The sequence below is a fragment of the uncultured Enterovirga sp. genome, from assembly GCF_964242715.1.
In the GTDB taxonomy this organism is placed as follows: domain Bacteria; phylum Pseudomonadota; class Alphaproteobacteria; order Rhizobiales; family Beijerinckiaceae; genus Enterovirga.
In genome coordinates this window covers 38,920-63,424 of the sequence record NZ_CAXTAZ010000030.1, presented here as the reverse complement: position 1 = coordinate 63,424, position 24,505 = coordinate 38,920, and the positions used below count along the sequence as shown (strand labels likewise).

At 69.2% G+C, this 24,505-nt stretch carries 26 protein-coding genes; 17 read left to right on the top strand and 9 right to left on the bottom strand.

Translation table 11 applies throughout. The features are described from left to right. From ACFE87_RS15330 to glpK, 8 genes are all read left to right on the top strand, one after another. Positions 1 to 614, top strand: a 614-nt coding sequence (locus ACFE87_RS15330; protein ID WP_375460517.1) for an amidohydrolase family protein, incomplete at its 5' end; no start/stop codon positions are given. A 75-nt stretch (positions 615 to 689) separates the two neighbouring features. Continuing rightward, positions 690 to 1,694, top strand: a complete 1,005-nt coding sequence (locus tag ACFE87_RS15325) for a GSU2403 family nucleotidyltransferase fold protein (RefSeq protein WP_375460516.1) — start codon at positions 690 to 692, stop codon at positions 1,692 to 1,694. A gap of 57 nt (positions 1,695 to 1,751) precedes the next feature. After that, positions 1,752 to 3,125 (top strand): MBOAT family O-acyltransferase, encoded by a 1,374-nt coding sequence (locus ACFE87_RS15320; protein ID WP_375460515.1) that lies wholly within the window; start codon positions 1,752 to 1,754, stop codon positions 3,123 to 3,125. Next, on the top strand, positions 3,112 to 4,134 hold the full coding sequence (locus ACFE87_RS15315) for a hypothetical protein (protein ID WP_375460514.1): 1,023 nt from the start codon (positions 3,112 to 3,114) through the stop codon (positions 4,132 to 4,134). Before ACFE87_RS15320 ends, ACFE87_RS15315 begins: the two co-directional genes overlap by 14 nt. After that, positions 4,131 to 4,772 carry an SGNH/GDSL hydrolase family protein gene (locus ACFE87_RS15310; protein WP_375460513.1) on the top strand — a complete coding sequence of 214 codons (642 nt, stop codon included), beginning with the start codon at positions 4,131 to 4,133 and terminating at the stop codon, positions 4,770 to 4,772. The genes ACFE87_RS15315 and ACFE87_RS15310 overlap by 4 nt, the downstream gene beginning before the upstream one ends. Before the next feature lie 145 nt (positions 4,773 to 4,917). Beyond that, entirely contained in the window at positions 4,918 to 5,283 is a 366-nt protein-coding gene (locus tag ACFE87_RS15305; RefSeq protein ID WP_375460512.1) for a hypothetical protein, read from the top strand. 356 nt (positions 5,284 to 5,639) lie between these two features. Beyond that, positions 5,640 to 7,172 (top strand): glycerol-3-phosphate dehydrogenase, encoded by a 1,533-nt coding sequence (gene glpD / locus ACFE87_RS15300; protein ID WP_375460511.1) that lies wholly within the window; start codon positions 5,640 to 5,642, stop codon positions 7,170 to 7,172. 14 nt (positions 7,173 to 7,186) lie between these two features. Continuing rightward, on the top strand, positions 7,187 to 8,680 hold the full coding sequence (gene glpK, locus ACFE87_RS15295) for a glycerol kinase GlpK (RefSeq protein ID WP_375460510.1): 1,494 nt from the start codon (positions 7,187 to 7,189) through the stop codon (positions 8,678 to 8,680). Positions 8,681 to 8,707: 27 nt separating this feature from the next. On the opposite strand, the gene ACFE87_RS15290 is transcribed toward glpK, so the two are convergent. Then, the gene (locus ACFE87_RS15290; RefSeq protein WP_375460509.1) at positions 8,708 to 9,493 is read right to left on the bottom strand and encodes an SDR family NAD(P)-dependent oxidoreductase; all 786 of its coding nucleotides are present in this window, start codon (positions 9,491 to 9,493) and stop codon (positions 8,708 to 8,710) included. A gap of 153 nt (positions 9,494 to 9,646) precedes the next feature. On the opposite strand from ACFE87_RS15290, the gene ACFE87_RS15285 reads away from it, so the two are divergent. The 4 genes from ACFE87_RS15285 to ACFE87_RS15270 all read left to right on the top strand — a co-directional run bounded on the left by ACFE87_RS15285 (position 9,647) and on the right by ACFE87_RS15270 (position 12,897). After that, the gene (locus ACFE87_RS15285) at positions 9,647 to 10,276 is read left to right on the top strand and encodes a hypothetical protein (protein ID WP_375460508.1); all 630 of its coding nucleotides are present in this window, start codon (positions 9,647 to 9,649) and stop codon (positions 10,274 to 10,276) included. Between the two features lie 106 nt (positions 10,277 to 10,382). After that, a complete protein-coding gene (locus ACFE87_RS15280) occupies positions 10,383 to 11,384 on the top strand; it encodes a UPF0104 family protein (protein ID WP_375460521.1) in 1,002 nt (333 codons plus the stop codon). After that, on the top strand, positions 11,381 to 12,217 hold the full coding sequence (locus tag ACFE87_RS15275; RefSeq protein WP_375460507.1) for a class I SAM-dependent methyltransferase: 837 nt from the start codon (positions 11,381 to 11,383) through the stop codon (positions 12,215 to 12,217). Before ACFE87_RS15280 ends, ACFE87_RS15275 begins: the two co-directional genes overlap by 4 nt. 71 nt (positions 12,218 to 12,288) lie before the next feature. Then, positions 12,289 to 12,897 (top strand): tetratricopeptide repeat protein, encoded by a 609-nt coding sequence (locus tag ACFE87_RS15270; RefSeq protein ID WP_375460506.1) that lies wholly within the window; start codon positions 12,289 to 12,291, stop codon positions 12,895 to 12,897. Between the two features lie 120 nt (positions 12,898 to 13,017). Here the strand turns inward: ACFE87_RS15270 and gabD are convergent, their stop codons facing one another. Continuing rightward, a complete protein-coding gene (gene gabD / locus ACFE87_RS15265) occupies positions 13,018 to 14,499 on the bottom strand; it encodes an NADP-dependent succinate-semialdehyde dehydrogenase (RefSeq protein ID WP_375460505.1) in 1,482 nt (493 codons plus the stop codon). Positions 14,500 to 14,574: 75 nt separating this feature from the next. Next, positions 14,575 to 14,982 (bottom strand): hypothetical protein, encoded by a 408-nt coding sequence (locus ACFE87_RS15260; protein WP_375460504.1) that lies wholly within the window; start codon positions 14,980 to 14,982, stop codon positions 14,575 to 14,577. 239 nt (positions 14,983 to 15,221) lie between these two features. Between ACFE87_RS15260 and ACFE87_RS15255 the strand changes: the two genes are divergently transcribed. The 3 genes from ACFE87_RS15255 to ACFE87_RS15245 all read left to right on the top strand — a co-directional run bounded on the left by ACFE87_RS15255 (position 15,222) and on the right by ACFE87_RS15245 (position 18,544). Beyond that, a complete protein-coding gene (locus ACFE87_RS15255; RefSeq protein ID WP_375460503.1) occupies positions 15,222 to 16,340 on the top strand; it encodes a DNA topoisomerase IB in 1,119 nt (372 codons plus the stop codon). A 189-nt stretch (positions 16,341 to 16,529) separates the two neighbouring features. Then, on the top strand, positions 16,530 to 17,768 hold the full coding sequence (locus ACFE87_RS15250; RefSeq protein WP_375460502.1) for an MFS transporter: 1,239 nt from the start codon (positions 16,530 to 16,532) through the stop codon (positions 17,766 to 17,768). A 5-nt stretch (positions 17,769 to 17,773) separates the two neighbouring features. After that, positions 17,774 to 18,544 (top strand): SDR family NAD(P)-dependent oxidoreductase, encoded by a 771-nt coding sequence (locus tag ACFE87_RS15245; RefSeq protein ID WP_375460501.1) that lies wholly within the window; start codon positions 17,774 to 17,776, stop codon positions 18,542 to 18,544. On the opposite strand, the gene ACFE87_RS15240 is transcribed toward ACFE87_RS15245, so the two are convergent. After that, positions 18,529 to 18,930, bottom strand: a complete 402-nt coding sequence (locus ACFE87_RS15240; RefSeq protein WP_375460500.1) for a PaaI family thioesterase — start codon at positions 18,928 to 18,930, stop codon at positions 18,529 to 18,531. The two genes, ACFE87_RS15245 and ACFE87_RS15240, sit on opposite strands and share 16 nt — an antisense overlap. Positions 18,931 to 19,036: 106 nt before the next feature. Between ACFE87_RS15240 and ACFE87_RS15235 the strand changes: the two genes are divergently transcribed. Beyond that, entirely contained in the window at positions 19,037 to 19,642 is a 606-nt protein-coding gene (locus tag ACFE87_RS15235; RefSeq protein WP_375460499.1) for a glutathione S-transferase, read from the top strand. Positions 19,643 to 19,649: 7 nt separating this feature from the next. On the opposite strand, the gene moaD is transcribed toward ACFE87_RS15235, so the two are convergent. The 3 genes from moaD to uvrC all read right to left on the bottom strand — a co-directional run bounded on the left by moaD (position 19,650) and on the right by uvrC (position 22,732). Next, complete coding sequence (moaD, locus tag ACFE87_RS15230; protein ID WP_375460498.1) at positions 19,650 to 19,901, bottom strand: molybdopterin converting factor subunit 1; 252 nt, start codon at positions 19,899 to 19,901, stop codon at positions 19,650 to 19,652. Next, positions 19,898 to 20,518, bottom strand: a complete 621-nt coding sequence (gene pgsA / locus ACFE87_RS15225) for a CDP-diacylglycerol--glycerol-3-phosphate 3-phosphatidyltransferase (RefSeq protein ID WP_375460497.1) — start codon at positions 20,516 to 20,518, stop codon at positions 19,898 to 19,900. Before pgsA ends, moaD begins: the two co-directional genes overlap by 4 nt. A 93-nt stretch (positions 20,519 to 20,611) precedes the next feature. Beyond that, a complete protein-coding gene (uvrC, locus tag ACFE87_RS15220; RefSeq protein WP_375460496.1) occupies positions 20,612 to 22,732 on the bottom strand; it encodes an excinuclease ABC subunit UvrC in 2,121 nt (706 codons plus the stop codon). 184 nt (positions 22,733 to 22,916) lie between these two features. Between uvrC and ACFE87_RS15215 the strand changes: the two genes are divergently transcribed. After that, positions 22,917 to 23,849, top strand: a complete 933-nt coding sequence (locus tag ACFE87_RS15215; protein WP_375460495.1) for a ribose-phosphate pyrophosphokinase — start codon at positions 22,917 to 22,919, stop codon at positions 23,847 to 23,849. Here the strand turns inward: ACFE87_RS15215 and ACFE87_RS15210 are convergent. Together ACFE87_RS15210 and ACFE87_RS15205 are read right to left on the bottom strand one after the other, a co-directional pair. After that, entirely contained in the window at positions 23,846 to 24,247 is a 402-nt protein-coding gene (locus tag ACFE87_RS15210) for a type II toxin-antitoxin system VapC family toxin (RefSeq protein ID WP_375460494.1), read from the bottom strand. The two genes, ACFE87_RS15215 and ACFE87_RS15210, sit on opposite strands and share 4 nt — an antisense overlap. Then, entirely contained in the window at positions 24,247 to 24,489 is a 243-nt protein-coding gene (locus tag ACFE87_RS15205; protein WP_375460493.1) for an AbrB/MazE/SpoVT family DNA-binding domain-containing protein, read from the bottom strand. The genes ACFE87_RS15210 and ACFE87_RS15205 overlap by 1 nt, the downstream gene beginning before the upstream one ends. Between the last annotated feature and the right edge of the window lie 16 nt (positions 24,490 to 24,505).

The following is a 24,505-nucleotide window of genomic DNA, read 5'->3' as shown; positions in this document are numbered from 1 at the left end:
GCCGGGTCGGCGAGGTCATCATCCGGACCTGGCAGACGGCCGACAAGATGAAGCGGCAGCGCGGGGCCCTGCCGGGCGACACCTCCGGTCACGACAACCTGCGGGCCCGCCGCTACGTTGCGAAATACACGATCAACCCGGCCATCGCGCATGGCGTCTCGAAGCATATCGGCTCGGTCGAAGTAGGAAAACTCGCCGATCTCGTCGTCTGGTCGCCGGCCTTTTTCGGCGTGAAGCCCGATTGCATCATCAAGGGCGGCATGATCGCGGCCGCGCCCATGGGCGACCCGAACGCCTCCATCCCGACGCCGCAGCCCGTGCATTACCGGCCGATGTTCGGCGCCTATGGCCGCGCCCGGACCCAGACCTCGCTCACCTTCGTGTCCCAGGCCGCGATCGAGGACGGCCTCGCCCACCGCCTCGGCTGCGGCAAACAGCTCGTCCCGGTCGAGAATGTGCGCGGCGGCATCTCGAAGAAGAGCATGATCCACAACGACGCGACCCCGGTGATCGAGGTCGATCCCGAGACCTACGACGTGCGCGCCGACGGCGAACTCCTCGTCTGCGAACCGGCGGACGTGCTGCCGATGGCGCAGCGGTATTTTTTGTTCTGATCCGCCCCGTTCACGGGCATCGAGGCAGCCGATCTATTTAGTAGCACAAACAGCGACCTGTGCTACTAAGTTCAAGTGGACCCGCTCCCGCTCAGCATCCAGACCCTGTACGCCGACCTTCTGCAGCAGGCGGAGACGGCGAGTCGTGACGAGGCGACCGTCGTGACGACGGAGGTAAATGGCGTTCGCTATCTGCGGCTGCAGCGCTGGGTCGGCGCCAAACGGGTGGTCGAGCATCTTGGGCGAGGCGACGATCCTGCAGTTCGGGCGAGGGCGGACCGGGCAGGTATCGAGATGCAAGGCCGTCGCGAGCGGCGCAAGCTTGTCGCCGCACTTCGGCGCTTCGTCGGGGGACCCAGCCCGAAGCTCGGCAAGGTGCTGCACACCCTTGCCTATGCCGGCCTGTTCGAACGGGGCGCGGTCCTGGTCGGAACCGGAGCCTATCAATGTTATCCGGCGCTGATCGGCGACCGCCTGGCCGCATCCGCTCTGACGACCCAGGACGCCGACATCGCAACGGCCGACCTTGCGCTGAGCGGAGCCGTCGAGGGCGAGGACCTCGCAACGATCCTTCGCCGGGCCGACCCGGGCTTCTCCGGGATCATGGGCCTCGATCCTCGCAAGCCGTCCTCACGATTTCGAAGCCCGGACGGCTTCGTCGTGGATTGCCTCACGCCCATGCGTCGTCGGTCCGACACCGACCCGATGCCGCTCCCGCGGCTCGCGGCCGGCGCCACCCCTCTGCAGCATCTCGACTGGCTGATCGACGAGCCGATCCGCGCACTCGCTCTCCACGGCGCCGGCATTCTGGTCACGGTGCCGCAGCCGGTCCGTTACGCGATCCACAAGCTGATCGTCGCTCAGAAGCGGCCCGCAGGGGAAAGTGGCAAGCGTGCCAAGGACCTGGTGCAGGCTCATGCGCTGAAGCAGGTCCTTCAGGCGCAAGACTCCGAGGAGTGGGACGCAGCTTTGGAGGACGCACGATCGCGTGGACCGGGATGGGCCAAGCCGATCGACCTCTCCCTCCGGTACAAGGGGATCGGGCCTGGGGGCACCGCAGCTATTCCTGTTCCGACCTAAGGACAGCTAAGCTGGGCCGTCGTACCTTTCGGGGCGGCCAAGCTTGCTGCTCACCGTATGCTGTTCAACTCGCTCGTTTTCCTGCTCGTCTTCCTGCCGGCGGTCGTCGTCGGGGACGCGCTCGTGCGCCGCGTCGTGCCGCGGGCCCGGCTCGCATACCTGGTCTTCGTCTCCCTCTTCTTCTACGGCACGTTCGACATCCGCTTCGTGCCGCTCCTCTGCGCATCCGTGCTGCTGAACTGGCTCGTCGCGGGCCAGTATCGGCGGACGACGCGGGCGGTCCTGGTCACGGCCGCCATCGCCATCAACCTGGCGCTGCTCGGCCTGTTCAAGTATCTCGATTTCCTGGCGGATTTGGCCTCGACCGTGCCCGGCCTCGCCGTCCCGCATGTGGATCTCGCCTTTCCGCTCGGCATCTCGTTCTTCACCTTTCAGCACATCGCCTATCTGGTCGACCTGAAGCGCGGGAAGACGGAGCACACGGACCTCCTCCGCTACGGCCTCTACGTCGCCTTCTTCCCCAAGGTGATCGCCGGCCCTCTGGTGCGACCGCGCGAATTCCTGCCGCAGATCGACGATCCGGGCCTGCGCCGCCCCGAGAGCGCCGAGACGCTCGCCCGCGGCTTGCTGCTCCTCACCGCGGGGCTCGCCAAGAAGGTGTTTATCGGCGATCCCTTGGGAGAATATGTCGATCCGGTCTACGCGCTCGTGGCGGCCGGCGGGGCGCCGAGTGTCGGCCAGGCCTGGGACGCCACGCTCGGCTACACCTTCCAGCTCTATTTCGACTTCTCGGGCTATTCCGACATGGCGATCGGCATCGCGCTCCTGTTCGGGATCGCGCTGCCGCAGAATTTCGACGCGCCCTACCGATCGGTGTCGATCCAGGACTTCTGGCGCCGCTGGCACATCACGCTCTCGACCTTCCTGCGCGACTATCTCTACATCGCCTTCGGCGGGAACCGGCACGGCATGCCGCGGCAACTGCTGGCCCTCTTCGCCACCATGGCGCTCGGCGGGCTCTGGCACGGCGCCGGCCTCACCTTCGTGGCCTGGGGCGCGGCGCATGGGATCGCGCTCGGGTTCGACCTCGTCTGGCGGAAGCGCGGTCTCACGATGCCGGATGGGCTCGGCTTCGCCTTGACCTTCGCCTTCGTGGCGCTTGCCTGGGTGCTGTTCCGGGCGCCCGACTTCGGGACGGCGCTCGCCATCTATCGTGCGCTTCTCGGCGGGGGGCCGCTCGGCCACAGCGAGGCCTGGCCGATGCTGGCCCTGGCCGTCACCTTCGCGATGCTCGGTCCGACGGCCTGGACGTTGGTGCGGCGTCTTCCGCCGGCGCGCTGGGTCGGGGTCGCGGCGGCCGTGCTGGCCCTGGCCGTGCTCCTGAAGGTCGGGAACGACACCAGCGCCGAGTTCATCTATGCGCAGTTCTGACCCGCCCGCGGCCCCGGCCGAGGCGGCCGAGCCGCGCTGGAGGGCCAATCTCGTCCTCGCGGGCGCGCTGCTCGGGACCGCGCTGGCGGTCGTGGCCGCCCGGATCGTGTGGTTCGACGCCTATTGGCTGTTCCGGGAGCGCCCCTCCTGGGTCGAGATCACGGGCGGTGCGAACCGGCTCCTCGACCGGCAGACCCGGCGCGGCAAGGTGCTGCAGTCGCTTCAGCGCGACTACACCGTCGCGCTCCTGGGCAGTTCCACCGTCTATCACGGGCTCGATCCCGCCGAGGCGGAAGGCCCCTTCAAGGGCCGCGTCTTCAACCTCGGCATCTCGGCCTTGTCGGGACGCGAGTTGCCGATCGTCGCCTCCGTGGTGGCCTCGCGCGACGAGGTCAGGAAGGTCGTCATCGGCCTCGATTATTTCATGTTCTCGCGGAGCGACGGCCCGGCGCCGCTCAAGGCGGCGCTCTCGACGATGACGGGACGGGCCGAGGCGAGGCTCGGCAGCGTGCTCGGCCTCTACGCGATCCAGGATGCCCGGATCGGACGGGTCGCGGGAGGCGACGACCCCGGCGGCTGGACGCGCGACGGTTTCCGCATCACGCCGGGCCTGCCGCCCCGGCTCACGCAGCAGAACGACGCCACGCGCCGCCGGACCACCGTCCCGTACCGGCCCGATATGATGGGGCATCTCGAGGCGGCCTTGAACCGGCTCGCCGGACGGGACCTCGACGTCTACCTCGCACCGGTCAGCTATGCGCAAAAACGTGTGCTCGCCGATCTCGGGCTGGAGGCCGATTTCGCACGGTGGCGAGCCGATGCCGCCCGGATCGCAACCGCCCACGGCGCGCGATTCAGCGATCTCGTCGATGTCGGAGCGGACACCCATTTCGACCCGGCGGCGGGATCGACCGAGGCCTGGCTGGACAACCTGCATTTCACGCCCGTGATCGGACGCCGGGTCCTCAATGCGGTGGGATTGCGGGGCCCCGGGGCCGACCGGCCGTGACGGAGGCTGTGTCGCGCGTCCTCCTGCCGGCGCCGCCGCACAAGCCGTCATCCCTGTCCCGCCTGCGGAAGCTCGAGGCCGCGATGCCCCGGGAGACGGACGTGATCGCCTTCGGCGATTCCCTCGTCGCCTGTTGGCCCGAGGCCGAACTCGCGCCTGCCTTTCCGGGCTGCCGCATCCTCAATCTCGGCCTCCCGGGCGACCGCATCCAGAACGCCTTGTGGCGACTCGACGCCCTCCCGACCGGGCACCTCCGGCCAACCTGGCTCTGCCTCCTCCTCGGCACCAACAATCTGGGCGACGGCGACCCGGCCGACGTGATCGCGGCCGGGCTCGAGGCGGTGACCGGCCGGATGCTCGCGCTCTGGGGTAGGCCGCGGCTCCTCATCGTCACGCTCCCCTGGCGCGTCCCGCTGAGGCCCCTGGGAGAAGGCCACAGGCTGCACGTGAACGAGGTGTTGCTGCCCGACCTCGCGCGCCGGCTTGGCGCCACCCTCGTCGATGCCGATCGCGCGCTCGGGCGAGGGCCGGACGAGACCGCGATCTCCCTCGAAGCGGACGGGCTGCACGTCTCCGCCGCGGGCTATGTCCGTCTGGGCCGCGCGCTGGCCGAGGCGGTCGGCGGCACGGCGATGTGAAGGGCGAGGCGAGAGGTGCGAGGCGCGCCTGAACTCGTGGCGATCAGTGGCTTTCGCACTGGGTGACGTCCGATCGCGGATCGCTTGAACCCGAACGGTGTGATCGCGGTTCGACCTCATGCCCAGGGGGCGCGGAGGACTGCGCGTGAAAGCCAATCTCAACGACAGGGCGAGCCTCGAACAGCTCTACCCGCGGGACAAATTCCGCCAGGATGCCGGGCAGAACAGCGTCGGCAAGGCTTCGGTCCTACACGGCCTCAGGATCATGTCGCAGCCTGACGAGACCGGCAGCTTCGAGCTGGTGGTCGCGAAGCGCCAGGTCGGGGAGCGCGATCCGGAAGGCGACACGGTGTTCCTGCCGGCCTTCCTGAAGAGCGAGTCCGGAGGGACGGAAGAGCAGCAGGCCGACTACGGCAACTATCTCGATCGCGTTCTCGAAGCGGCCCGAGCGGTCGACTTCAAATCGGCGATCGGAGACGATGCCCGGCTTGCGGGCTTTCACGGCGGTTGACTCTATCCGGCCGTGTGATGCCTGGGCGCAACAGACTCTCTGGACCGCGCGTGCTGCACTCGGCTTGCGGCCATGATGCCGCACCATCGGGGGGTGGCCTATGTCTCTCGTGCTCGCGTCCGTCGCCATCTTGAGCCTGCTCGGCTGCATCACCGGCATGAGCCGGGCTGCGTTCGGCCGGGGCCGCGCCCGGCCGTTCTGATCCGGCGGCCTGCCGCACTTCACGCCGGAGATCGCCGCGCGCCCGCATATTCCGGGCGGGATGGCCATCGAGTCCCGCTTCCGGGTAGGTTTCAGGCGCTGCTCGGGCGAGCAGGACAAGCGGCCGCCTTGTACGGTCGCCGAATGGAGGCGCGGTGACGGAACCCTACGATCTCGCGATCGTCGGAGGTGGGATCAACGGCTGCGGGATCGCACGGGATGCGGCGGGCCGGGGCGCTTCCGTGGTGCTGTTCGAGCAGGGCGACCTCGCGGGCGCGACCTCGTCGGCCTCGACCAAGCTCATCCATGGCGGGCTGCGCTACCTCGAACATTACGAATTCCGCCTCGTGCGCGAGGCTTTGCGCGAGCGCGAGGTGCTGCTGCAGGCCGCCCCGCATATCGTCTGGCCTCTCCGCTTCGTGCTGCCCTACCAGAACGGCCTGCGGCCGGCCTGGCTGCTGCGGCTCGGCCTCGCGCTCTACGACCATCTCGGCGGCCGGAAGATCCTGCCGCGCTCGCGCGCGCTCGACCTGACGCGGGACGAGGCCGGCGCGGCGCTGAAACCCGGCTTCACGCGCGGCTTCGAATATTCGGATTGCTGGGTCGAGGATGCCCGGCTCGTCGTCCTGAACGCGCAGGACGCGGCCGAGCGCGGCGCCTCGGTCCGGCCGCGCTGCCGGGTCGTCTCCGCCGCACGGGCCGGCGGGATCTGGCGGATCGAGACGGAGGAGAGCGGCCGGCAGGCGAGGGTCGAGGCTCGGGCGCTCGTCAACGCGGCCGGGCCCTGGGCCGGAAAGGTTCTAGCCCTTACCGGGGTTGCACCCGCGGCCGGCGGCGCGATCCGGATGGTCCAGGGCAGCCACATCGTCGTCCCTCGCCTCTTCGCCCATGAGCGCTGCTACATCTTCCAGAACCCGGACGGCCGCATCGTCTTCGCGATCCCCTACGAGCGCGACTTCACCCTGATCGGCACGACCGACCGCGACTATCTCGGCGAGCCCGGCCCCGTCGCAGCCTCCGAGGAAGAGATCGTCTATCTCTGCGGGGCAGCGAGCGAGCATTTCCGCGAGCCGGTCGTGCCCAGCGACGTCGTCTGGACCTATTCCGGCGTCCGGGCGCTCTTCGACGACGGCGCGTCCGCCGCCCAGGAGGCGACCCGCGACTACGTGCTCGGCCTGGACGAGCCCGCCGGCGAGCCGCCGCTCCTCTCCGTCTTCGGCGGCAAGATCACGACCTACCGGCGCCTGGCCGAGAGCGCGATCGCAAAGCTCGCCGGGCCGTCGCGGCCCTGGACGGAGCAGCCGCGCTGGACCGCCGGCGCGCCGCTGCCGGGCGGCGACTTCCGCCACGATGCCTATCCGGAGACGGTCGGCCGGCTGCGGGCCGACTATCCCTTCCTCGTGCCGCGTCACGCCGAGCGCCTCGTCCGCGCCTACGGGACGCGGGCGTGGCGGCTGCTCGGAGAGGCAAAGATGCCGGGCGATCTCGGCCCCATCCTCGGCGCCGACCTGACGGGGCGCGAAGTGGATTACCTCGTGGCCGAGGAATGGGCTCGCGACGCCGCCGACATCCTCTGGCGGCGCTCCAAACTCGGTCTCCGGCTCACGCCGGACGATGTCGCCCGGCTCGAGGCCTATCTGTCGAGAGCGATGCCGGCCGCGGAGCGGCAACCGGGCGAGGCGGCGTGACGGGCCCGGGAGGCATGAGCGACCATCTGCTGGCCCTCGACCAGGGCACCACGTCGACGCGCGCCATCGTCTTCCGGCAGGACATGTCGGTCGCGTCCTCCGCGCAGGAGGAATTTCCGCAGCATTTCCCGGCCTCGGGCTGGGTCGAGCACGAGCCCGAGGACCTCTGGCGCTCCACGCTCTCGACCGCGCGCGCCGCGCTCGCGGCGGCGGGGCTCGGGCCGCGCGAGATCGCCGCGATCGGCATCACGAACCAGCGCGAGACGGTGGTGGTCTGGGACCGCCGCACCGGCCAGGCCGTCCACCGGGCCATCGTCTGGCAGGACCGCCGCACCGCCGATACCTGCGACCGACTCAAGCGCGAGGGCCACGAGGCGCTGGTCACGGCCAGGACCGGCCTCCTGGTCGACCCGTATTTCTCGGCCACCAAGGTCGGCTGGATCCTCGATTCCGTGCCGGGCGCCCGCGAGCGTGCGGAGCGCGGCGATCTCGCGCTCGGCACGGTCGACAGCTACCTGCTCTACCGCCTCACCGGCGGCGCCGTGCATGCGACCGACGCGACCAATGCCTGCCGCACGCTCCTCTACGACATCCATCGCGGCGAATGGTGCGACGACCTGCTGGCGCTGTTCGGCGTGCCGCGCGCGATGCTGCCGGAGGTGCGCGATTGCGCGGCGGATTACGGCACCACCCTGCCGGAGCTGTTCGGGGGTGCGATCGCGATCCGGGGCATCGCCGGCGACCAACAGGCCGCGACCGTCGGCCAGGCCTGTTTCCGGCCCGGCATGCTGAAGGCCACCTACGGCACGGGCTGTTTCGCCCTCCTTAATACCGGCCCCACCGCCGTCGCCTCGAAGAACCGCCTGCTCACGACGATCGCCTACCAGCTCGAGGGCGAGCCGACCTATGCGCTGGAGGGCGCGATCTTCGTCGCGGGCGCGGCCGTGCAATGGCTCCGCGACGGCCTCGGCATCATCGCGGACGCGGCCGAATCCGGCCCCCTCGCGGCCGCGGCCGATGCAGGGCAAGAGGTCTATCTCGTGCCGGCCTTCGTCGGCCTCGGCGCGCCCTGGTGGAACCCGAATGTGCGGGGCGCGCTCTTCGGCCTGACCCGCGCGACCGGGCCCGCGGAACTCTGCCGCGCGGCGCTCGACAGCGTGTGCTTCCAGACGGCCGATCTTCTCGAGGCCATGCAGGCCGATTGGGGCGAGGGACGCGACGGCGGCGGCATGGTGCTCCGCGTTGATGGCGGCATGTCCGCCTCGGACTGGACGATGCAGCGGCTGGCCGACCTCATCGGCGCGCCGGTCGATCGGGCCGAGGTCAAGGAGACGACCGCCCTCGGCGCCGCCTACCTGGCCGGGCTCGGCGCCGGCATCCTGCCCGGTCCGGACCAGTTCACCGATCGCTGGCGGCGCGAACGCCGCTTCACGCCGCAGATGGACGGCGAGAGCCGCGCCCGCCTGCTCACAGGGTGGCGCGCTGCGCTGAAAGGGCTGCTCGGCTGAGGCCTCCGAGCGGCGTGTGTCCTTCGGCTATTTCGGCTGCATGCGGAGCGCGCCGTCGAGGCGGATCGATTCGCCGTTCAGCATATCGTTCTCGACGATGGCCCGGACGAGCTTCGCGTATTCCTCCGGCCGCCCGAGCCGCGACGGGAAGGGCACGCTTTTCTCGAGCGCCGTGCGGACCTCCTCGGGCACGCTGTCGAACATCGGCGTGTGGAAGAGGCCCGGCATGATGCTGACGACCCGGATGCCGTAGCCGGCGAGGTCGCGGGCGACCGGCAGGGTGAGCCCGAGGATGCCGCCCTTCGATGCCGAATAGGCGGCCTGGCCGATCTGCCCGTCGGTCGCCGCGACCGAGGCCGTGTTCACGATGACGCCGCGTCCCCCGTCCTGGCTGATCGGGTCGAGGCCGGCCATGCCGGCCGCCGAGGCCGCGATCATCCGGAAGGTGCCGACGAGGTTCACCTCGATCGCGCTCTTGAAGACCCTCATGTCGTGGCCGACGAGGACGCCCGTGTCGCGGTTCTTCGACACCGTCTTCCGGCCCGGCGCGATGCCGGCGCAATTGACGAGGATGCGCTCGGCGCCGTGGCGCGCCCGTGAAGCGGCGAGCCCGGCCTCGACGGAGCCGTCGTCGGTCACGTCGACGCGGCAGAACACCCCTTGGATCTCGGCCGCGATCGCGTGCCCGCGCTCCTCGTTCAGGTCGAACAGGGCCACCTTCACGCCGTGGTCGGCGAGCAGCCGGGCCGTGGCCTCGCCCAGTCCCGACGCCGCCCCCGTCACCACAGCCGCCACAGAATCGTCGAGCTTCACGTCATTCTCCGCCGTTGCGGCTGGATAGCTCGGTTGCAGCCGGGACGGAAAGGGCGGGATCGCGGGGCCGCGACGGCGCAACGTCGCGTCGCCATCCCATTTCCGCCTCGTTATAGAGCAAACTTTAACCTTGGCGGTTCTACCTCATTGTCCATGTCCCATCCTCGTCGACCTGTCCTGCTGCGTCTCGTCTGCGCCTCGGCGCTCGGGTTGTCGCTCGCGCTGTCCGGTGCGGCCTCGGCCCAGCCGAAACCGGAAGAGGATGCGAAACCGGCCAGGAAGCCGGCCCGGAAGAAACCCGACGACAAGGCGAAGCCCGCCGCCACCAACGGCGGCGCGCCCGGAGGCGCGACGCTGGTCGAGACCTACGGGGATTGGGGCGCCTACACGGCCCAGAACGGGCGGGCCAAGATCTGCTACGCGCTGGCCGAGCCGAAATCGCGCACGCCCGCGACCCTCAAGGAGACCAAGGCCTACCTGTTCGTCTCCTTCCGGCCGGCCGAGAATATCCGCAACGAGGTCGCGGCCGTCCTCAATTTCAAGACCAAGGACGGCGGCCCGGCCTCGCTCGTGATCGGCGCCACCAATTACGACATGGTCACCAAGGGCGAGAATGCCTGGGTCAAGAACGCCTCCGACGAGGCGCTTGCGATCGGCACCATGTCGAAGGGCGGCAACATGACGCTCAACGCCACCTCGGCCCGCGGCAACAAGACGGCGGACCGCTATTCGCTCACGGGTTTCGCCCAGGCGCTGGAGCGGGCGAAGCGCGACTGCCAGTGACCGGCGCGAGCGGGGCGCGAGGCTAGGCCGAGAGCCGGAGCGCTCGGTGCTTGCCGGCCCGGACGGGGTCGGGCAGAGAGGCGCGCGCTTGGAGCGGCTGACCCGTATGAAGAACGCCAAGGAGTTCATCTGGCCGCTGATCGGCCTCGCGGCCGTGGTTGGGTCGGGCATCCTCCTTCATGCCGAATTGAAGGACATGTCGATGGCGAGCCTGTGGGCGAGCCTCGCCTCCATCCCGCCGAACCGCTATCTCCTGGCGATGCTGTCGACGCTCGTCGCCTACGGCGCCCTCGCCTGGTACGATCGGATCGCGCTCCTGCATCTCGGCGTCGGCCACATCTCGTGGCTCTTCGTCTCCGTGACGTCCTTCACGACCTATGCGCTGTCGCACAATATCGGGGCTTCGGTTTTCTCCGGCGCGCTGGTGCGCTACCGGGCCTACACGTCGAAGGGGCTGTCGGCCGCACAGGTCGCCGTGCTGGTGGCGCTCTGCTCCTTCACCTTCGGGCTCGGAACCGCGCTCCTGCTCGGCGCCGTCCTGGTCTACGAGCCCGAATTGCTGTCGCGGGTCGCGGACCGTCTTCCGGCGGTGCTCGCCAATCCCACCACCGCCCGGATCGTCGGCTTCGTCCTGCTGGCCGGTGTCGCGGCTTATGTCGTCGGCTCCCTGCTTCGCCTGAAACCGATCAAGATCCGGGGCTTCACGGTCGGCTATCCGCAGCCGAACATCATGGCTCGACAGCTCGTCGCGGCCCCCCTGGAATTGCTTGGCGCGGCCGGCATCATCTACTTCGCGCTGCCGGAGGCCGGTAATCCCGGCTTTCTGATCGTGCTCGGCGCCTTCCTGGCCGCCTTCTCGCTCGCGCTCGCCAGCCACGCCCCGGGCGGGCTCGGCGTGCTGGAACTCGTCTTCGTGGCCATGATGCCGGACATGGACAAGGCGGCCGTGCTTGCCGCCCTTCTCGTCTTTCGGCTGTTCTACCTCCTCATCCCGTTCGCCATGGCGCTGGTCGTCGTGCTCATGTTCGAGCGGGCCCGGCTTGCGCGAGCCTGGCGTGAGAGCAGCGTCCCGGCCACCATCCCGCCGGTACCCACCCCGCCGCCGTGACCCGGGCGGGATGGCGCGGGGCAGGGCGCAGGCTCGGCTTCGGCCTCTCCACCATCCTGGGAGCCGCCCCGCGCGGTTTCTTCATCCCCTACCGATACGCCGCCGGCGCGGAGCCCCTGGCCTATCCGGCGCTCGAACCGCTCTTCAGCGAGGCCGAACCCCGCATGGAGACGGTCCTCGCCGACATCGAGCGTCTCGGCCCGGACCTGCGGGCGATCCGGGATGGGGCCGGGCCGGCGCGGTTCGACCAGGACTGGTTTCCGCGCCTCGACGCGGCCGCGGCTTACGCTCTCGTGCGACGCGAGCGCCCCGCCCGCATCGTCGAGATCGGCTCCGGCCACTCGACCCGCTTCCTCGCCCGTGCCGTCGCCGACGGCGACCTCCCGACCACGATCACGGCGATCGATCCGTCGCCGCGGGCCTCCCTCGCCTCGCTCGGCGTGCGGCACGAAGCCCGGATGCTCGGGACCGGCGATGCGGCCCTTCTCGCTGCTGGCGACATCCTCTTCGTGGATTCGAGCCATGTGGCGATGCCGGGCACCGATCTCGACCGGATCGTAGGCGACCTGCTGCCGCGTTTGCCGGCGGGCGCTCTCGTGCACCTGCACGACATCCTGCTTCCCGATCCCTACCCGGAGGCCTGGCGCTGGCGCGGCTATAACGAGCAGATCGTGGTCGCGGCCCTGCTGCAGGGCGGCGCCTACGAGATCGTCTTCTCCAGCCGCTGGGTCGCGTCGCGCCACCCGGACCGCCTCGAGCAGGGCGCCCTCGGCGAGATCCCGTTGCGGAGCGGCGCGTTCGAGACGAGCCTCTGGCTCCGCAAGCAGCGCTGATCCGCGACCCGGGCGCCGGGCGCGACCCGGGCGCGCCTTGACAGGCCGAACGGTCGGCCGATGATGGCGCGATGATCCGTTCCGCCATGCTGCCGACGGCCGTCGCCGCCCTTCTCACCCTCGGCGCCGTCGACGCGCTCTTCGCCCAACCCCGCCCGGCCGAGGCCACCGGTCCAGCCCCGACGGCTGCGCCGCGCGCGCCAGGGCAACTCGACGAACTTTTCGCGCGGCTCGCATCCGCCAAGGACGAGGACGAGGCGAAGGGCGTCGCGAACCTGATCGAGCGGCGCCTGGAGCGCTCCGGCAGCGACACGGCCGACCTCCTGATGCAGCGCTCCGGCGAGGCGCTGAAGGGCGAGGATGCGGCGCTCGCCGTCGAGCTTCTGGATCGGGTGATGCAGTTGAAGCCGGATTGGGCGGAGGCCTGGAACCGGCGCGCCGCAGCCTTCCACAGGCTGGAGGATTCGGGTCAGGCGATCCTCGATCTGCAGCAGGCGCTGGTGCGCGAGCCGCGCCATTTCACTGCCTGGACCGCCCTCGGCCATCTGGAACTCGCCCAGGGCAATTCAGACCGTGCCCTTGCGGCCTTCCGCAAGGCGTTGAAGATCCACCCCCACCTCGCGAGCGTGACGACGATCGTCGAGCGCCTCGCCCCGGAGGTCGACGGGCGGGACCTCTAGCTCATCAGGCTGAGGGACCCGGACCCGCTCACACCGGCGTAAGCCGGTGCCCAGGACGGCTGGATCCCGGCTTCCGCCGGGATGAGCGGAGGCGGGTGGCGCTGGAGACCGGCCGTCCGGTCAGATATTTCCCATGCAGAGATACTTCACCTCGAGGTAGTCCTCGATGCCGTAATGCGAGCCCTCGCGGCCGAGGCCGCTCTCCTTGACGCCGCCGAAGGGGGCGATCTCGGTCGAGATGATGCCCTCGTTGATGCCGACGATGCCGGTCTCGAGCGCCTCCGCGACCCGCCAGACCCGGCCGATGTCGCGGCTGTAGAAATAGGCTGCGAGGCCGAAGGGCGTGTCGTTCGCGAGCCTGATCGCCTCCTCCTCCGTCCGGAACCGGAAGATCGGCGCGACCGGTCCGAAGGTTTCCTCGTGGAAGAGCTGCATGTCGGGCGTCGCGTCGGCCAGCACCGTCGGTTCGTAGAAGGTGTGGCCGAGCGCGTGGCGCTTGCCGCCCGTCACCACCCGGGCACCTTTCGCGAGCGCATCCGCGACGTGTTCCTCGACCTTGGCGACGGCCTTCTGGTCGATCAGCGGCCCGATCGTCGTGCCCTCCTTGAAGCCGTCGGCGACCTTCATGCCAGCCACGGCCTCGGTGAGCCGCTCGACGAAGCGATCGTAGATGCCGTCCTGGACGAGGATGCGGTTCGCGCAGACGCAGGTCTGGCCGGCATTGCGGTACTTGGAGGCCATTGCGCCCCGGACGGCCGGCTCGAGATCGGCGTCGTCGAAGACGATGAAGGGCGCGTTGCCGCCGAGCTCCATCGAGGTCTTCTTCACGGTCCTGGCGCATTGCTCGAGGAGCAGTTTGCCGATCTCGGTCGATCCCGTGAAGGTGAGCTTGCGGACGATCGGGTTCGAGGTCATCTCGCCCCCGATCTCGGAGGCGGAGCCGGTCACGCAGGAGAAGACGCCCTTCGGCACCCCGGCCCGCTCGGCGAGCTCGCAGAGCGCGAGGGCCGAGAACGGGGTCTGCGACGCCGGTTTCAGCACCATGGTGCAGCCTGCCGCCAGCGCCGGGCCGACCTTGCGGGTGATCATCGCGGCCGGGAAATTCCAGGGCGTGATCGCCGCGCAGACGCCGATCGGCTGCTTGATGACGACGATGCGCTTGTCGGCCCCATGCGCCGGGATCGTGTCGCCGTAGATGCGCTTCCCCTCCTCGCCGAACCACTCGATGAAGGACGCCGCGTAGGCGATCTCACCCTTCGATTCGGAGAGGGGCTTGCCCTGCTCGGCGGTCATGATCGCGGCGAGGTCGTCCTGGTTCGCCATCATCAGGTCGAACCAGCGACGGAGGATGCCGGCCCGCTCCTTGGCGGTCTTCGCGCGCCAGGCCGGAAGGGCGGCCTCGGCCGCCTCGATCGCCAGGCGGGTCTCCGCCTGGCCCATCTTCGGCACGGTGCCCAGCACCTCGCCGGTCGCCGGATTGTCGACCTCGATCGTGCCGCCGGAGGCGGCGTCCACCCAGGCTCCGTCCACGTAGCCCTGCTGGCGGAACAGCGTCCGGTCCTTGAGGGCGCGCGTTCCCGATTTCACATCCATGTAGGTCATGCCGGATCCTCCCTTTGGGAGAGTCCTAGCATGACGGCGTGCCTCGCGCGCGCCATCCCGCGCAGGCGAGACCGCTCAGTATTTGACGCTGACCACGTTGGAGCGACGCGACCAGCCGACCGCCCAGGTCGGCTCGGGGGGAACGTTGTAGACGAGGCCGCGGCCGATATAGGGCTCGCGGTAGCCGACCACCGCGACGGGCGAGACGGCGCCGAAACCCGCATTGGGGGAGGCGCCTCCCATGCCCGGATAATAGCGCGGCTCGCGCCCATAGACCGGGCCCGCCGCCGCCACGGCGAAGCCAGGATGGCGATGGCCATGACGCATGCGGCGCGGGCCGGTCCATTCCGGGCGCGGGATCGCGAACGGGGCCACGTGCGGACGGCGATACGCCCGTTCGGGCGGCGCGTCGGCGAGCGCCGGCGCGGCGGCGGAGGCGGCCGCCAGGGCCGCGGCGAGCGCGAGGCCGATCGGAATTCTCATGAGCGCGACTCCGGCATGCAGACGCTGCCAATGAAGCGAGGGTGATGGATCCGGATTTCCAAGCCCTTGACGTCCGGCCAGCCGTCCCGGCGACCATTCGTTATGGTTAATCAAACCTTTCCAGGTCGAGTCTTCACGGCCTGCGATGACGCGATCGGGAAGCGTTTCGGTCCGCTTCGGTCAGGAACCTTGTCCGGGAGCCTCGGTTGAGTCGCGTTGTCTGACGACCGGAGTGTGACATGGCTGGAGCCCAGGAAGGCGAGGTCGAAAACATCGTCGACCCGCGCGAGGCCGCGGAGGCCGTTGGGCTCAGCTACGTCTCGGACGAAAAACCCGGGATCACACGCCGCAAGACCGGCAAGGGCTTCTACTTCATCGGCCGTGACGGGAAGCGCATCACCGACGAGAAGACGCTCGAGCGCATACGCAAGCTCGCGATCCCGCCGGCCTACGCCAATGTCTGGATCTGCCCGAGCCCGAACGGCCATCTCCAGGCGACCGGCCGCGACGCCAAGGGCCGCAAGCAATACCGCTACCATCAGAAGTTCCGCGAGGTGCGGGATTCCACGAAATACGAGCACATGCTCGAATTCGCCAAGGGCCTGCCGGAGATCCGCGAGACGGTCGCCAAGCACATGGCCATGAAGGGCCTGTCGCGCGAAAAGGTGCTGGCGACCGTCGTCTATCTCCTCGAGAACACCCTGATCCGGGTCGGCAACGACGATTACGCCAAGGACAACAAGAGCTACGGCCTGACCACGCTGAAGAACCGCCACGTCAAGGTGGAAGGCACCGAGATGCGCTTCCGCTTCAAGGGCAAGAGCGGCAAGGAATGGAACCTCGCCTTCAAGGATCGCCGGATCGCGAAGATCGTGCGGGAATGCCAGGAAATCCCGGGCCAGGAGCTCTTCCAGTATCTCGACGAGTCGGGCGAGCGGCGCGACGTCACCTCGTCGGACGTGAACGACTACCTGCGCGAGATCACCGGCCGCGACATCACGGCGAAGGATTTCCGGACCTGGGCCGGCACGGTCCTGGCCGCCATGGCGCTGCACGAATTCGAGACCTTCGATTCCGATGCGCGCGCCAAGAAGAATGTCAGGGCGGCGATCGAGTCCGTCTCGAGCCGGCTCGGCAACACGCCGACCATCTGCCGCAAATGCTACGTGCACCCGGAGGTGGTTCATTCCTACATGCAGGGGGAAATGCTGCTCGAGGTGAAGAAGCAGGTGGAAGACGAGCTCCGCAACGAGCTCGGCGGGCTGAAGCCCGAGGAGGCCGCGGTGCTGACGCTGCTGGAGGGCCGCCTCTCGCGCGACCTGACGGACCAGCTGAGGAAATCCGCCGAGGCGGCGTGACGTCGGCCTTCCGAATAGGTCTTCCAGCCCATCCGGCACCTCCCTCTCCCTTGTGGGGAGGGGCTGGGGGTGGTGCAGGAGGAATATGAAGCGGTATTTTCTGCGGGACCCCCACCCGGCCCCCTGCTTCGCTCGGGCCACCCTCCCCCACAAGGGGGAGGGCAGACGACCGGCGGTGACGTCATCGCGATGAACGGCGGACCCACGGACACTCACCGGACGGCCTGGCCCGCCGTCTTCGCCTGTTTCTGCCTCGCGGTTTTCGCCTGGACATTCGGCTTCTACGGCCAGGCCGTGTTCCTGGCCGAGTTGCAGCGCCAGAACGGCTGGTCGGCTTCGCTCGTCTCCTCGGCGACCACGACCTATTACCTCGTCGGCGCCGTGGCCCTGGCCTTCGTTCCCGAGGCGATCGAGCGCTTCGGCCGTCGGCCCGCGATCCTGGCCGGGATGGCTGCGCTCGCCGGCGGCGCGGCGCTGTTGCCGGCGGTCGCCTCGGTCCCCGCACTCTACGGCGCGCATCTCCTGATGGCGGCCGGATGGGCGCTGACGAGCGGGATCGCGATCACCGCCTCGCTCGCGCCGTGGTTCGGCCGGCGGCGCGGACTGGCGATCTCGCTTGCGCTGAACGGGGCCAGCGCGGCCGGCTTCACGACCGTGCCTCTGCTGATCCAGCTCACCGTCACGTTCGGCTTCGCCGACGGCCTCTGGCTGATGGCCACGATCCTGCTCGCATTGGCCGTACCCGTGATCCTGTTCGGCCTCCGCGAGCCTGGAGCAGCCTGGCTCGCCCGCGAGCGTGACGGCGGCGCGGCCGGCAGCGCCGAGGCGGCCGAGCTGGCCGCGGCGCGTCCCGCACCTGCCTCGCGTGCCGAAGCCTTGCGCGACCGCCGCTTCTGGCTCGCGGCCATGCCCTTCGCGCTCGGCCTCGTCGCCCAGGTCGGGTTCATCGTCCATCAGGTCGCGCTGCTGCCCCGGCTCGGCCCGGAAGGGACCGGGTTCGCGGTCGCGCTGACGACGATCGCGGCGCTCGTCGGCCGGATCGCGGTCTCGGTCGTGATCGACCGGCTCGACCGCCGGGCCGTGACGGCGGCGAGCTTCGCGGTCCAGGCAGCCTCGCTCGGAGCCCTCCTGCTCGTCCCATCCGACCCGGTCGCCTACGTCGCGTGCTTCACCTTCGGCCTGTCGGTCGGCAACGCCATCACGCTGCCGGCCCTCGTCGTGCTGGACGAATATGCGCCCGCTTCGTTCGGGCTCGTGGTCGGGCTCGTGACCGCCACGAACCAGTTCCTTTACGCCTTCGGTCCCGTCCTGCTCGGGCTTCTCCACGATGCGACCGGCGGCTACACATTCCCGCTGCTGGCCTGCATGGCGCTGGAGCTCGCGGCCGCCGCGCTTGCAGTTGCAGGCCGGCCGAAACCCACGAGGTGACCGAGATGTTCGATCTCTCCGGCAAGGTGGTGCTCGTGACGGGCGGCAATGGCGGGATCGGGCTCGGCATGGCGCTGGGTCTCGCGAAGGCCGGCGCTACGGTCGCGGTCTGGGGTGGCAATCCCGACAAGAACGCGGCCGCGAAGGAAAGGCTCGAGGCAGAAGGCGGGCCGGTCCTCGTGCAGGGCTGCGACGTCTCCGACGAGGCGCAGGTGGAACGCCGCGTGGCCGAGATCCTGGACCGGTTCGGCCGGCTCGACGGGTGTTTCGCCAATGCCGGCCGCTCGATGCCCCGCACGCCGTTCCCCGAGATGACGACCGAGAGCTGGCGCGCGCTGATGGGCGTCAATCTCGACGGCGCCTTCTTCACCCTCCGGGCCGCGTCCCGTCACATGGTCGAGCGGGCCAAGGCCGGCGATCCGGGAGGGCGTCTCGTCGCGACCTCGTCCACCTCGACCATCCACGGCCCGGCCGGCGCCGTCGCCTACGGCGCCAGCAAGGGCGCGCTGAACGTGATGATGCGGGCGCTCGCCGTCGAGCTCGCCCGTTACGGCATCACGGCCAATTCCCTCGTGCCGGGCTGGATCGAGACCGACATGACGGTCGGCAAGATCGCCGAGAGCCGCTTCGCCGAGGCCGTCCTGCCCCGCATCCCGCAGCGGCGATGGGGCCGGGGCAACGATTTCGGCGGCATCGCCGTCTACCTGATGAGCGACGAGAGCCGCTACCATACGGGCGACAGCTTCGTGATCGACGGCGGCTACACGCTGTTCTGAGCGGGCACGGGTTCCCGTGCCGTCTTGAACACGCCGGTCGCCCGCGCGACCAGCTCGCCATCCTCCTCCCGCGTGACCTCGGCATCGCAGAACAGGATCGACCGCCCTGCCTTGCTGACATGGCCATGGCCGAGGAGCATGCCCCGGCCCGGGGCGAGGAAGCTCACCTGCATGTCGAGGGTCATCACCGGCCGGCAGCTCGCGATCCGGGCGGCCGTCCCCATGGCAACGTCGAGGAGGGTGGTCAGGACGCCGCCATGCGCCATGCCGAGATGGTTCATGAGTTCCGGGGTGACCTCCATCCGGAGCCGCGTGCGCCCGTCGATGGATCCGACCTCGCGGATGCCGCAGAGTTCGGCGAAGGGAACATCGGCTCCGAAGATCATCGCGGCTCCAGCGGCAGCTTGCGGCGCCGGGCGCCTCGGGAATGACGCTTGATGCGCGGGCCGGACAGGTGTTTCAACCCCGGACGCCCGCCCCCGAGGTCGTCCGATGAAGCTGTTCTATTCCGCCGCCTCGCCCTTCGTCCGCAAGGTGATGGTCTGCGCTCACGAGCTTGGGATCGCCGACCGTATCGACCTCGTACCCAGCAAGGCGAGCCCGGTCGACCGCAGCGCGGAGATCCGGACCGACAATCCGCTCGGCCAGGTGCCGACGCTCGTCACCGAGCACGGCATGGCGCTCTACGACAGCCGGGTGATCTGCGAGTTCCTGGACGGACAGGCCGGGGGACGCTTGTTCGGAAGCGGCGAGGCGCGCTGGCGCGCCATCACGGAGCAGGCCCTCGCTGACGGCGCGCTCGGCGCGGCCCTCCTCGCCCGCTACGAGGCGATGCTCCGGCCCGAGCCGCAGCGCTGGTCGGATTGGAGCCGGGGTCAGATGGGCAAGGTGGCGGATGCGCTCGACCGTTTCGAGGTGATCCTCCCGAGCGCCGCCGACCGGGTCGATATCGGCACCATCACGATCGGCTGCGCGCTCGGCTACCTCGATTTCCGATTTCCCGACCTCGACTGGCGTCGGGACCATTCCGCCGCGGCAGCGTGGTTCGCCGGTTTCGGCGAGCGCCCGTCCATGGCGAAGACCCGTCCGGAGGGGTGAGGAGGCCTCAGCCCCCGGTCATCGGCGGAAAGAAGGCCACCTCGCGCGCGCCCTCGATCGAGGCGCCCGGCTTCACATGGACCCGGTCGATCGCCGCCCGGACGATCCCGGCATTCTCGAAGGCATGGGCGTAATTCTCGCCGCGGGTCGACAGCCAGGCGGCGAGCTGGCTCACCGTCGCGACATCGGGCGGCGGCTCGGCCTGCTCCTCGGCGAGGCCGATCCGCTCGCGAACCCAGGCGAAATAGACGAGCTTCACGGGTGGCGGCCTCCGCCGGAATCCTGGTCGACCGTGACCTCGATGCTGGCCTTCAGGTAATCCCAGCCCGTATAGATGGTGAGCCCGGCGGCCAGCCACAGCAGCACGAGGCCGATCGTGACCGTGCCGGGCAGGATCGTCTCGCCGGCCGGCCCGGCGATCAGGAAGCCGATCGCAACGAGCTGGAAGGCTGTCTTCCACTTCGCGACGCGCGACACCGGCACCCCGACCTTCAGTTCCGCCAGATACTCGCGAAGACCCGAAACCAGCACCTCCCGGCACAGGATCACGATCGCGGCCCAGAGGGACAGGCCGGTGATGGTGCGGTGATCGGCAGCCAGCATGAGAAGACAGGCCGCGACCAGGAGCTTGTCGGCGATCGGATCCAGCATCCGGCCGAGCTGCGAATGCTGCGCGTAGATTCGCGCGAAATAGCCGTCGAAATAATCCGTGATAGCGGCGACGACGAAGATGAAAAGCGCCGACCAGCGCGCCCAGGGTTCGTCCGGCCAGAACAGGAGCCCGACCACGATCGGCACGGCGACGACGCGGCTGTAGGTCAGGACGTTCGGGAGGTTGAAAACCTGGGAGCCCCTCGAGTCCGGCGTCGCAAGCATGACCGGGACAGAGCATGCGGGTCCCAGAACCGTCAACCGGGATGCGCCGCCCGATTTGCATGGCGGCCTCCCGCCCAGGGCCGGCTCGGGGGATCAGCCTGCGTGGAAATGGTCGTAGACGGTGCGGGCAGTGGCCGCGTTCACGCCCGGCGTCCGCATCAGGTCGTCGAGCCCGGCGCGCTGGATCGCCTTCACGGTCCCGAAATGATGGAGCAGCGCGCGCTTCCGCGACGGCCCGATCCCGGGGATTTCGTCGAGCTGGCTCACGGTCATGTCGCGCTTGCGCTTGGCCCGATGCGCCCCGATCGCGAAGCGGTGCGCCTCGTCCCGCAGGCGCTGCACGAAGTAGAGGGCGGGATCGCGGGGCGGCAGCCGGATCGGTGCACGCCCCGGCATGAAGAAGCTCTCGCGACCGGCATCGCGGTCGCGGCCCTTGGCGACCCCAACCAGCGGCAGGTCGCGGATCCCGAGTTCCTCCAGCACGCCGCGGGCGGCATCGAGCTGCCCCTTGCCGCCGTCGATCAGGACGAGGTCCGGCCACGCCGGGAAGGCGTCGGGATCGATCTCGGCCAGGAGGGCACCCCCTCCACCAGGCTTCGCCCGGTCCCCCCCCCCCCGAGGGGGGGGGAACGCGCCGGCTCCGTCTTCGTCTCCTCCCCCGCCGGGGGAGGGGGACCGCCCGAAGGGCGGTGGAGGGGGCACCGCCATCACCCGCGGCGCCTCCTTGACCAGCCTCGAAAACCTCCGGCGCAGCATCTCGCGCATCATGCCGTAATCGTCGCCCGGGACGAGGTCCTCGGACCGCATGTTGAAGGTGCGGTAATGCGTCTTCATGAAGCCCGATGGGCCGGCCACGATCATGGCCCCGACCGCGTTCGTGCCCATGATGTGGGAATTGTCGTAGACCTCGATCCGGCGCGGCGGCTTCGGGAGGCCGAAGGCGCCGCCGAGCGAATCGAGGAGCTTGCCCTGCGAGCTCGTCTCGGCGAGCCGGCGGCCGAGCGCCTCCTTGGCGTTGCGGCAGGCGGCCTCCGCCAGGAGCCGACGCTCGCCCCGCTTCGGGACCGCGAGCTCGACCTTCCGGCCCGCCTTCACGGCAAGCGCGGCCGCCAGGAGTTCGCATTCCGGGATCTCCTCCGAGAGGAGGATCGTGCGGGGCGCCGGCTTGTCGTCGTAGAACTGGGCCAGGAAGGCGGCCAGCACCTCGGCCGTGCCGTGCGACCGGTCGGCCCGCGGGAAATACGCCCGGTTGCCCCAATTCTGGTGGTTTCGGAAGAAGAACACCTCCACGCAGAACTGCCCGGCCTGCTCGTCGATCGCGAAGACGTCCGCCTCCTCGAGCGATTGCGTGTTGATGCCCTGCGTCGACTGAACGGCGGAAAGGGCCGCGAGCCGGTCGCGGTAGCGGGCGGCGCGCTCGAATTCCAGATCCTCGGAGGCCTGCTGCATCTCGGTCGCGAGCCGCTCCTTCACGGCCGAGGAGCGGCCGGACAAGAAGGCCCGGCCCTCCTCGGCCAAGATCGCGTAATCGGACAGCGGGATCTCGCCAGTGCAGGGGCCGGAGCAGCGCTTGATCTGGAACAGGAGGCAGGGCCGCGTCCGGTTCTCGTAATAGCTGTCGGAGCAGGAGCGGAGCAGGAAGGCGCGCTGCAGCGCGTTCACGGTGCGGTTCACCGCCCAGACGCTGGCGAAGGGCCCGAAATACGAGCCTTTTCGGTTCCGCGAGCCCCGGTGCTTGACGATCTGCGGGGCCTCGCTGTCGGCGGTCAGCAGGATATAGGGGAGCGACTTGTCGTCCCGCATCACCACGTTGTAGCGCGGCCGGAGTTGCTTGATCAGGTTGGCTTCGAGCAGCAGCGCCTCGGTTTCCGTCGCCGTGGTGACGAAGACCATGCTCGAGGTCTCGGCGATCATCCGGGCGATGCGGTTCGAATGGCCGCCGTCCCGGATATAGGAGCCGACGCGCGCCTTCAGCGAGCGGGCCTTGCCGATATAGAGGACGTCCCCCTTCGCATCGATCATCCGGTACACGCCGGGCGAGGTCGGCAGGGTCGACCAGAAGCGCCGGATCACGGCCGTGCCCGCCTCGACCGAGGCCGGGACGGCGGCGAAATCGAGCTCTACGCCCGAGCCGGTTTCGGCAAGGCTCTCCTCGTCGTCGCGCTCGTCGTCGACGACCTCCGGCGGAACATCCTGGGAGGCGGTTCGGGTCATGCGGCTGATGTAGGCCGCGCGCCGGGCGGCGGGAAGCCGGGGCCCGACGATCGCGATGTGCCGCAGCGCGTTGCTCTCGTGTCATTGTGACGCTTGGCTGACGCTGCTATGTGCCGGGCGTTCCTGCATCGGGTCGGCCCGCCAAGCGGACCCGCATCGTCCTCCGTTGCGTGAAACGATCTCGATGAAGCTTGTTGCGGGAAACTCCAATCGGCCCCTCGCAGGCGCCATCGCGGATTATCTGAAGGTCCCACTCGCCCGCGCCCAGGTCAGGCGCTTCGCCGACATGGAGATCTTCGTCGAGATCGGGGAGAACGTCCGGGGCGAAGACACCTTCATCATCCAGTCGACCTCGTCTCCGACGAACGACCACCTGATGGAGCTCCTGATCATCTCGGATGCGCTGCGGCGCGCCTCGGCCCGGCGGATCACGGCCGTGATCCCGTATTTCGGCTATGCCCGGCAGGACCGGAAATCGGCCGCCCGGACGCCGATCTCGGCCAAGCTCGTCGCCAATCTCATCACCCATTCCGGCGTCGACCGCGTCCTCACGCTCGACCTCCATGCCGGGCAGATCCAGGGCTTTTTCGACATCCCGACCGACAACCTGTTCAGCGCTCCCGTGATGGTCAGGGACGTCAAGGAACGGCTCGGCGGCCGGCAGAAGGTCGTGGTCTCCCCGGACGTCGGCGGCGTGGTCAGGGCGCGGGCCCTCGCCAAGCGCATCGATGCGCCGCTCGCGATCGTCGACAAGAGGCGGGAGCGGCCTGGCGAGTCGGAGGTGATGAACATCATCGGCGACGTGGCCGGCCTGTCCTGCATCCTGGTCGACGACATCGTCGATTCAGGCGGCACGCTCTGCAACGCAGCCGACGCGCTCCTGGCTCAGGGCGCGAGCGAGGTCTACGCCTACATCACGCACGGCGTGCTGTCCGGCGGCGCCGTGACCCGGATCGCGAAATCCCGCCTGAAGGAGATGGTGATCACCGATTCCATCCTGCCGACCGAGGCCGTGAAGGTCGCCCACAACATCCGGGTCGTCTCCATCGCGCCCCTGATGGGCGAGGCGATCGGCCGGACGGCGACGGAATCGAGCGTGTCGAGCTTGTTCGACTAGGGCGTGACGAGTTCGAGTTCCGGAAAGTAAGTTCGGTAGCGGCGGACGTCACGGGTGACGAGCGGTAGGCCGAGATCGGCCGCATGCGCCCCGATCAGGAAGTCCGGGAGGGTCGTAGTGCGGACGCCCCCGCTGCTCCGATACTTGCCGAATGCCTTGCCGGCCGCGAACGATGCGCGCCGCGTCGGCTCGACGATTCGAATGCCGAGGCCCGTCAGGTTTCGGTCTAGCTCGGCCTGATTGGGCAATTTGATCGAGACCTCCGCGTAAACGATCGCGTTGATCAGAAGCCGGTCCAGACGGCCGGCAAATCGTGCCATCTGGCGAGCCGACCACTCGCCCCAACGCTCGTCGGCCGAAAAAACGTCGAGCAGGACGTTCGAGTCGAGGAACAGCATCAACGATCGTCGCCCCGCGTCATCCGCATGATCTCGTCGGTCGTGATGCCCTTGATGGGTGGATCGCGGCGGAGGTCCGCGAGCGTCTCCTCGAAGCGTCGCAGCAGGTCGGACCGCCGAAGCTCGACCGCCCCGTCATGCCCGGTGTAGAATTCGACCTCGTCGCCAGGCCGTATCCCGAGACTCTCGCGCACCGCCTTCGGGATGGTCACTTGACCCTTCACGGTGACACGCGTAGCCATCCCGACCTCGTATTAC